Annotated in this window: 5 protein-coding genes and 1 pseudogene; 1 reads left to right on the top strand and 5 read right to left on the bottom strand. The window is 67.7% G+C overall.

The features are described 5' to 3' along the window. Positions 1-368: 368 nt before the first annotated feature. The 5 genes from secF to queA form a co-directional block, all read right to left on the bottom strand. On the bottom strand, positions 369-1,340 hold the full coding sequence (gene secF / locus B551_RS10750) for a protein translocase subunit SecF (protein WP_006577205.1): 972 nt from the start codon (positions 1,338-1,340) through the stop codon (positions 369-371). Positions 1,341-1,447: 107 nt separating this feature from the next. Then, positions 1,448-3,322 (bottom strand): protein translocase subunit SecD, encoded by a 1,875-nt coding sequence (gene secD, locus B551_RS10745; protein ID WP_006577206.1) that lies wholly within the window; start codon positions 3,320-3,322, stop codon positions 1,448-1,450. 209 nt (positions 3,323-3,531) lie between these two features. Beyond that, positions 3,532-3,861: a preprotein translocase subunit YajC gene (gene yajC / locus B551_RS10740; RefSeq protein ID WP_006577207.1), complete on the bottom strand. Its 330-nt coding sequence runs from the start codon at positions 3,859-3,861 to the stop codon at positions 3,532-3,534. Between the two features lie 131 nt (positions 3,862-3,992). Beyond that, entirely contained in the window at positions 3,993-5,123 is a 1,131-nt protein-coding gene (gene tgt / locus B551_RS10735; RefSeq protein ID WP_006577208.1) for a tRNA guanosine(34) transglycosylase Tgt, read from the bottom strand. A gap of 46 nt (positions 5,124-5,169) precedes the next feature. Continuing rightward, on the bottom strand, positions 5,170-6,207 hold the full coding sequence (gene queA, locus B551_RS10730) for a tRNA preQ1(34) S-adenosylmethionine ribosyltransferase-isomerase QueA (protein ID WP_006577209.1): 1,038 nt from the start codon (positions 6,205-6,207) through the stop codon (positions 5,170-5,172). A 402-nt stretch (positions 6,208-6,609) separates the two neighbouring features. On the opposite strand from queA, the pseudogene B551_RS10725 reads away from it, so the two are divergent. Next, positions 6,610-7,348: pseudogene (locus B551_RS10725) on the top strand (ATP-dependent DNA helicase RecG); the annotation flags it as partial.

The raw sequence follows: 7,348 nt of genomic DNA, 5'->3' as shown, positions 1-7,348 counted from the left end.
CAGCGGCAATGCGCTGCAGATGCTGCGCGACGGCAACACGATCGTCTCGCGCCTGGCGCCGGCCTCGACCGAGTTCGGCGCCGACCGGCTGGCGATCTGGATCGAGCAGTTCTGAGGGAAGGGGATCGGCAGGAAGAGAAGCGGTTGCCATCCCGCGGGTTTTCTCCCCTCTCCCGCTTGCGGCAGAGGGGCAGGGGAGAGGGCAGCGGCCGCTGGTGTTGCCACTGTGGTTGGAAACCGCCCCCTCTCCCCAATCCCTCTCCCCCTGAGGGGGAGAGGGCGGACACAGCCGGTGAGCGGTACGCTGGAGCATAAAAAAACGGGGCCTGAGCCCCGTTTTTTATGCGTGCTTCCTTACCACCGGCACGTCATGCCTGCGCGCCGTAGTTCGGGTCGTCGCGGTCGGCCCCGCCGGCCTTCTTTTCGCCCTTGATCAGGTCCTCGCGCTTGACGCCCAGCCACATGGCAAGCGCCGCGGCGACGAACACCGACGAATAGATGCCGAACAGGATGCCCACGGTCAGCGCCAGCGCGAAGTAGTGCAGCGTCGGGCCGCCGAAGAAGAACATCGACAGCACCATCATCTCGGTCGAGCCGTGCGTGATGATGGTCCGCGAGATCGTGCTGGTGATCGCGTTGTCGATGACCTCGTGGGTGTTCATCTTGCGGTACTTGCGGAAGTTCTCGCGGATCCGGTCGAAGATCACCACCGACTCGTTGACCGAATAACCGAGCACCGCGAGTACGGCCGCCAGTACCGACAGCGAGAATTCCCACTGGAAGAAGGCGAAGAAGCCCAGGATGATCACGATGTCGTGCAGGTTGGCGATGATGCCTGCCACCGCGAACTTCCATTCGAAGCGGATCGACAGGTAGATCATGATGCCGGCGATCACGCACAGCAGCGCCAGCATGCCGTCGGTGGCCAGCTCCCGGCCGACCTGCGGGCCGACGAATTCGACGCGCTGCAGGTTGGCGTCGGGCGAGACCGCCTTGAGCGCGCCCATCACCTGCTCGCTCTGTTGCGCGGAGCTGATCGGCTTGCCGTCGGCGCCCTTCTGCAGCGGCAGCCGGATCATCACGTCGCGCGAGGTGCCGAAGTTCTGCACCTGCACGTCGGTGTAGCCCAGCTTGCCGACCTGGCCGCGGATCCGTTCCAGATCGGCCGGTTGCTGGTAGCTGACCTCCATCACCGTGCCGCCGGTGAACTCGATCGACAGGTGCAGGCCCTTCTGCCAGAGGAAAAAGACGGCGGCGAAGAACGTCACGAAGGAAATCACGTTGAAGATCAACGCGTGCTTCATGAACGGAATGTCGCGCCGGATGCGGAAGAATTCCATGGTGAATCCTGTATCTGCTGCAGCGTGCTGCGTTCGGGTGTTTCGTGTTCAGAGCGCAGCCGCGGGGCAGGGCCGCGCGCGGCTGGCGCTCATTGCGCTGATTTGGCTCACTTGTTGGCCACGGTGCCCTTGTTGTCCGGGCCGGGCTTCCAGATCTGGCCGATCGACACGCTCTGCAGCTTCTTCTTGCGGCCGTACCAGAGGTTGACCAGGCCGCGGTTGAAGAACACCGCCGAGAACACCGACGTCAGGATGCCCAGGCAGTGCACCACCGCGAAGCCGCGCACCGGGCCCGAACCGAAGGCCAGCAGCGCCAGGCCGGCGATCAGCGTGGTCACGTTCGAGTCCAGGATCGTCGCCCAGGCGCGGTCGAAGCCGACCGCAATCGCCATCTGCGGCGACGCGCCGGCGCGCAGTTCCTCGCGGATGCGCTCGTTGATCAGCACGTTGGCGTCGATCGCCATGCCGAGCACCAGCGCGATGGCCGCGATGCCGGGCAGCGTCAGCGTGGCCTGCAGCATCGACAGCACCGCGATCAGCAGCAGCAGGTTGACGCCCAGCGCGATCACCGAGAACACGCCGAACAGCAGGTAGTACAGCACCATGAACACGGCGATCGCGGCAAAGCCGTAGGCCACCGAGTCGAAGCCCTTCTCGATGTTGTCGGCGCCCAGCGACGGGCCGATCGTGCGTTCCTCGATGATCTCCATCGGCGCGGCCAGCGAGCCGGCGCGCAGCAGCAGCGCGAGGTCGTTGGCGGCCTCGGTCGAGTACGAGCCGGTGATCTGGAAGCTCGAGCCCAGTTCGGACTGGATCGTCGCCACCGTCAGCACTTCGCCCTTGCCCTTCTCGAACAGCACGATGCCCATCGGCTTGCCGATGTTCTCGCGGGAGACGTCGCGCAGCACGCGGCCGCCCTGGGCGTCGAGCTTGATGTTGACCGACGGGCGCTGGTTCTGGTCGAAGCCGGCCGATGCGCTTTCGATGCGGTCGCCGGTGAAGATCACCTGCTTCTTCAGCACCACCGGGGCGCCGTTGCCATGCAGGAACAGCTCGCTGCCGAACGGGATCGGATCGCCCTGGCGCGGGCTGCGCGGCGCGTCCGGATCGACCAGGCGGGCCTCCAGCGTGGCGGTACGGCCGATGATGTCCTTGGCCTTGGCGGTGTCCTGCACGCCCGGCAGCTGCACCACGATGCGCTCGGCGCCTTGCTGCTGGATCACCGGCTCGGCCACGCCCAGCTCGTTGACGCGGTTGTGCAGCGTGGTGATGTTCTGCTTCACGGCGGCGTCCTGCACCGCGCGGCGCGCCACTTCGGTGAAGGTACCGACCACGTTGTTGCCGTCCATCGCGAAGGTCAGGTCCGGCATGGTGTCGGCCAGCACGCCGCGGGCGCGGTTGGCGTCCTCGGCATTGTTGAAGCGCACGGTCACACGGTCGCCGTTGCGGTCCACGCCGCCGTGGCGGATGCCCTTGTCGCGCAGCACCGTGCGCGCATCGCCGGCCAGGCTGTCGAGTTTCTTGTCGACCGCGCCCTTCATGTCGACCTGCAGCAGGAAGTGCACGCCGCCGCGCAGGTCCAGGCCCAGGTACATCGGCAGCGCATGCAGCGACGTCAGCCACTTCGGCGAGCCGGACAGCAGGTTCAGCGCGACCACATAGGTCGGGTCGGCGGGATCGGGGTTCAGCGCGCGCGACAGTACGTCCTTGGCGCGCAGCTGTTCGTCGGTGGTGCGAAAGCGCGCCTTGACCGAGCCGGACTGTCCCGACACGTCGAAGAACACGCCGTCGGGCTGCAAGCCGTTCTGCGCCAGCACCTGCTCGATCTGCTTCTGCATCGCCAGATCGACCTTGACGGTGGCCTTGCCCGACGAGACCTGCACCGCAGGCGCCTCGCCGAAGAAGTTGGGCAGCGTATAGATGATGCCGATGGCAAGCGCCACCAGGATCACGAGGTATTTCCAAAGCGGATAGCGATTCATCTTCGGCCAGTCTTTCTACGGTCTTGCTACGGCCGGCGCGGCGCGCGGACGGGAATCCGCGGGCGTGCCGCGCTGGCAACCGGTTGGCAAACAGCCGCCTGGCCCGACCGGAGACTTCCCGGGGCGGGGCCAGGCGGCTGTGCGGGCACGCTATTGGCGGCGTGCCGGAACCTTGCGGCCAAGCCGCAAGGCGTAAGAGAGCGAGGGGCTCAGAGCGCCTTGAGCGAACCCTTCGGCAGCACCGCGGTGACGGCGTTCTTCTGCACCGTGATCTCGGTGCCTTCGGCGATTTCCAGCGTCACATACTGCTCGTTGACCTTGGTGATCCGGCCCAGGATGCCGCCGGCGGTCACGACTTCGTCGTTCTTGGCCAGCGCTTCCAGCATCGCCTTCGCTTCCTTCTGCCGCTTCATCTGCGGGCGGATCATGATGAACCACAGCACCGCGAACATCAGGATGATCGGCAGGAAACTCATCAGGCCACCCGCCGCGCCGCCGGCTCCGCCGGTGGCCTGGGCAAATGCGTTCGAAATCAGCACGTTGCTTCTCCGTCACAAATTACATTCAAGGAATCGGGCATTCTATCACCCGCTTCGGCCGGTTCAGGCGCTTCTTCGCCCGCCCGGACAGCCCCGTCTCGCACGGCCGGCGGCAGGGCCGGCAGGCCCGTCTACTGCGTGCCGCGCGCCCGGTCGGCGGCGAACTGGCGGCGGAAGGCGTCGAAGCGGTGCTGCTCGATCGCCTCGCGGATTTCGCGCATCAACTGCAGGTAGTAATACAGATTGTGGATCGTATTGAGCCGCGCGCCCAGAATTTCTCCGACGCGGTGCAGATGGTGCAGATAGGCCCGCGAGAAATTGCGGCAGGTGTAGCAGGCGCAGCTTTCGTCCAGCGGGCGCGGATCGTTGCGGTGCGCGGCGTTCTTGATCTTGACGTCGCCGTAGCGCGTGAACAGCCAGCCGTTGCGCGCGTTGCGGGTGGGCATCACGCAGTCGAACATGTCGACGCCGGACGCCACCCCCGCCACCAGGTCCTCGGGCGTGCCCACGCCCATCAGATAGTGCGGCTTGTCCGCCGGCAGCCGCGGGCCGACGTGTTCGAGCACCCGCATCATGTCTTCCTTGGGCTCGCCGACCGACAGCCCGCCGATCGCCAGGCCATGGAAACCGAGCTCCGACAGCCCGGCCAGCGACTCGTCGCGCAGGTCCTCGAACATGCCGCCCTGGACGATGCCGAACAACGCGTTGGGGTTGGCCAGCCGCTCGAACTCGTCGCGCGAGCGTTTGGCCCAGCGCAGGCTCATCCGCATCGAGCGCGCGGCCTCCTCGTGCGTGGCCGGCCGGCCCTCGATCTCGTACGGCGTGCATTCGTCGAACTGCATCACGATGTCCGAGTTCAACGTGCGCTGGATCTGCATCGAGATCTCCGGCGACAGGAACAGCTTGTCGCCGTTGACCGGCGAGGCGAAGGTCACGCCGTCCTCGGTGATCTTGCGCAGCTCGCCCAGCGAGAACACCTGGAAGCCGCCCGAGTCCGTCAGGATCGGCTTGTCCCAGCCGATGAAGCGGTGCAGGCCCTGGTGGGTGTCGATGACCTCGAGCCCGGGCCGCAGCCACAGATGGAAGGTATTGCCGAGGATGATCTGCGCGCCGATCTCGTTCAGCTCCAGCGGCGACATCGCCTTGACCGAGCCATAGGTGCCGACCGGCATGAAGATCGGCGTCTCGACCACGCCGTGGTTCAGGGTGACACGGCCGCGGCGGGCGTTGCCATCGGTGGTGAGCAGTTCGAATTGGAGCATGGGGTAGCGGTGGCGGAGATTCGTTGGGGCAAGGCGTGCCGGCGGCTCAGCGCTGGCGCTGCAGCAGCATCGCGTCGCCATAGCTGAAGAAGCGATAGCGCTGCTCGACCGCATGGCGATAGGCGACGCGGATCGGCTCGATGCCGGCCAGCGCGGACACCAGCATCAGCAGCGTCGACTTGGGCAAGTGGAAGTTGGTGATCAGCGCGTCGACCAGCCTGAAGCGGTAGCCCGGCGTGATGAAGATGTCGGTGTCCCCGCTGCCGGCCACCAGCTCGCCCTCGGGCGTCGCGGCCGATTCCAGCGCGCGCAGCGAGGTGGTGCCGACCGCGATCACACGGCCGCCGGCGGCGCGGGTGTCGCGCACCGCCTGCGCCAGTTCCTCGGAGATCGCGTACCACTCCGAGTGCATCTTGTGTTCGGCCAGGTTCTCGGTGCGCACCGGCTGGAAGGTGCCGGCGCCCACATGCAGCGTCAGGAAGGCGCGCCGCACGCCGTGGGCGTCGAGCCGCGCGAACAGCGCGTCGTCGAAATGCAGCCCGGCCGTCGGCGCCGCCACCGCGCCCGGATGACGGGCATAGACGGTCTGATAGCGCGTCTCGTCGTAGGCGTCGGGATCGTGCGTGATATACGGCGGCAGCGGCAGCCGGCCGAAGCGCTCGATCAGGTCCAGCGCCGGCTCGGGAAAGCGCAGCGTGAAGAACTGGTCCACGCGCGGGCCGACCGTGACATCGAAGGCATCGGCCAGCCGCAGCGTGCTGCCCTCGGCCGGCGTCTTCGAGGCGCGTACCTGGGCCAGCACCGTGTCGTTGTCGAGCACGCGCTCGACCAGCACCTCGACCTTGCCGCCGCTGGCCTTCTGGCCGAAGAAGCGGGCCTTGATCACGCGGGTGTCGTTGAACACCAGCAGGTCGTTCGGGCGCAGATAGTCGGTCAGGTCCGCGAAGGCCCGGTCGTCGAGCTCCGTGGCGCCGTCCGCGCCGGTCCGCACGACCAGCAGCCGGCTCGCGCTGCGGTCGGGCAGCGCCGTCTGGGCGATCAGTTCGGGCGGCAGCGGAAAATCGAAATCGGACAGCGTCAGCATAAAAGGACAGGGGCCGGCGCCTCGAAACGAGGCCGGCGCATACGAAACGGGACGGCAGCAGGTTGGGGAACCGCCAGTGGCGCCTGGAGCGCGCGGCGCAGGCATGGGTACAATCAGCGGACCCGCTATTGTAAGGCTTCGGCCGCCAGGCTTGCCGCGCTGGCCGTGATGGCGGGTATTCCGCCGGGGCGGCCCGCAAAGCGCCGACGGCCCAGCCGTTTTCCCCGATCCGATCCGACACGCCAGCGGCGCCGCCGCGCCCTGCCGACCACCGCCTCGATGCCCGTCACCGCCAGCGAACGCACGCCCGAGCCAGACGCCCAGCCGCAATCGGCCAAGCCGGCCGGCAAGTCGACGCCCAAGTCGGCGTCCGAGTCGGCGTCCGAGTCGGCGTCCAAGTCGATGTCCAGGTCGACCAAGCCCGCCGCGGCCGCGAAATCCGCCAAGCCCGGCGCGCCGTCGTCGGCGATGGCCAAGCTCGCCAAGCTCGGCCTGAAGCGCGACGTCGACCTGGTGCTGCATCTGCCGATGCGCTACGAGGACGAGACCACGCTGCTGCCGATCCGCGAGGCCGTGCATCGGGCAGGCCTGGGCTTTGCCGTGCAGGTCGAGGGCGAGGTGGTGTCGAGCGAGGTCACGCTGCGGCCGCGCCGGCAACTGGTGGTGCGCATCGCCGACGACAGCGGCGAGCTGACGCTGCGCTTTCTCAATTTCTACGGCAGCCAGGCCAGGCAGATGGCCGAGGGCGTGCGGCTGCGCGTGCGCGGCGAGGTCCGCGGCGGCTTCTTCGGCGCCGAGATGATCCATCCGGTCGTGCGTCCGGTCGGCCCCGACGAGCCGCTGCCGGACCGGCTGACCCCGGTGTACCCGGCCACCGCCGGCATCTCGCAGGCCTATCTGCGCAAGGCGATCGGCGGGGCGCTGCAGCGCACGCCGCTGCCGGAGACGCTGCCGCGGCCGCTGCTGGACGGGCCGCTGGCGCCGTTGAAGCTGCAGCCGCTGGCCGAATCGCTGCGGCTGCTGCATGCGCCGCCGCCGCAGGTCGACGAGGCCGCGCTGATCGACCGCTCGCATCCGGCGTGGGTCCGCATCAAGTTCGACGAGCTGCTGGCCCAGCAGTTGTCGCTCAAGCGCGCGCAGG

Origin of the sequence: Cupriavidus sp. HPC(L) (assembly GCF_000307735.3) — a bacterium.
GTDB lineage: Bacteria > Pseudomonadota > Gammaproteobacteria > Burkholderiales > Burkholderiaceae > Cupriavidus.
Note: the sequence above shows the minus strand (reverse complement) of the source record. Positions and strands in the feature narration are given on the sequence as shown.

Excerpts from the sequence above, each read along its gene's own strand:
- secF (WP_006577205.1), bottom strand. The coding sequence starts at position 1,340 with ATGGAATTCTTCCGCATCCGGCGCGACATTCCGTTCATGAAGCACGCG.
- secD (WP_006577206.1), bottom strand. The coding sequence starts at position 3,322 with ATGAATCGCTATCCGCTTTGGAAATACCTCGTGATCCTGGTGGCGCTT.
- tgt (WP_006577208.1), bottom strand. The coding sequence starts at position 5,123 with ATGCTCCAATTCGAACTGCTCACCACCGATGGCAACGCCCGCCGCGGC.
- queA (WP_006577209.1), bottom strand. The coding sequence starts at position 6,207 with ATGCTGACGCTGTCCGATTTCGATTTTCCGCTGCCGCCCGAACTGATC.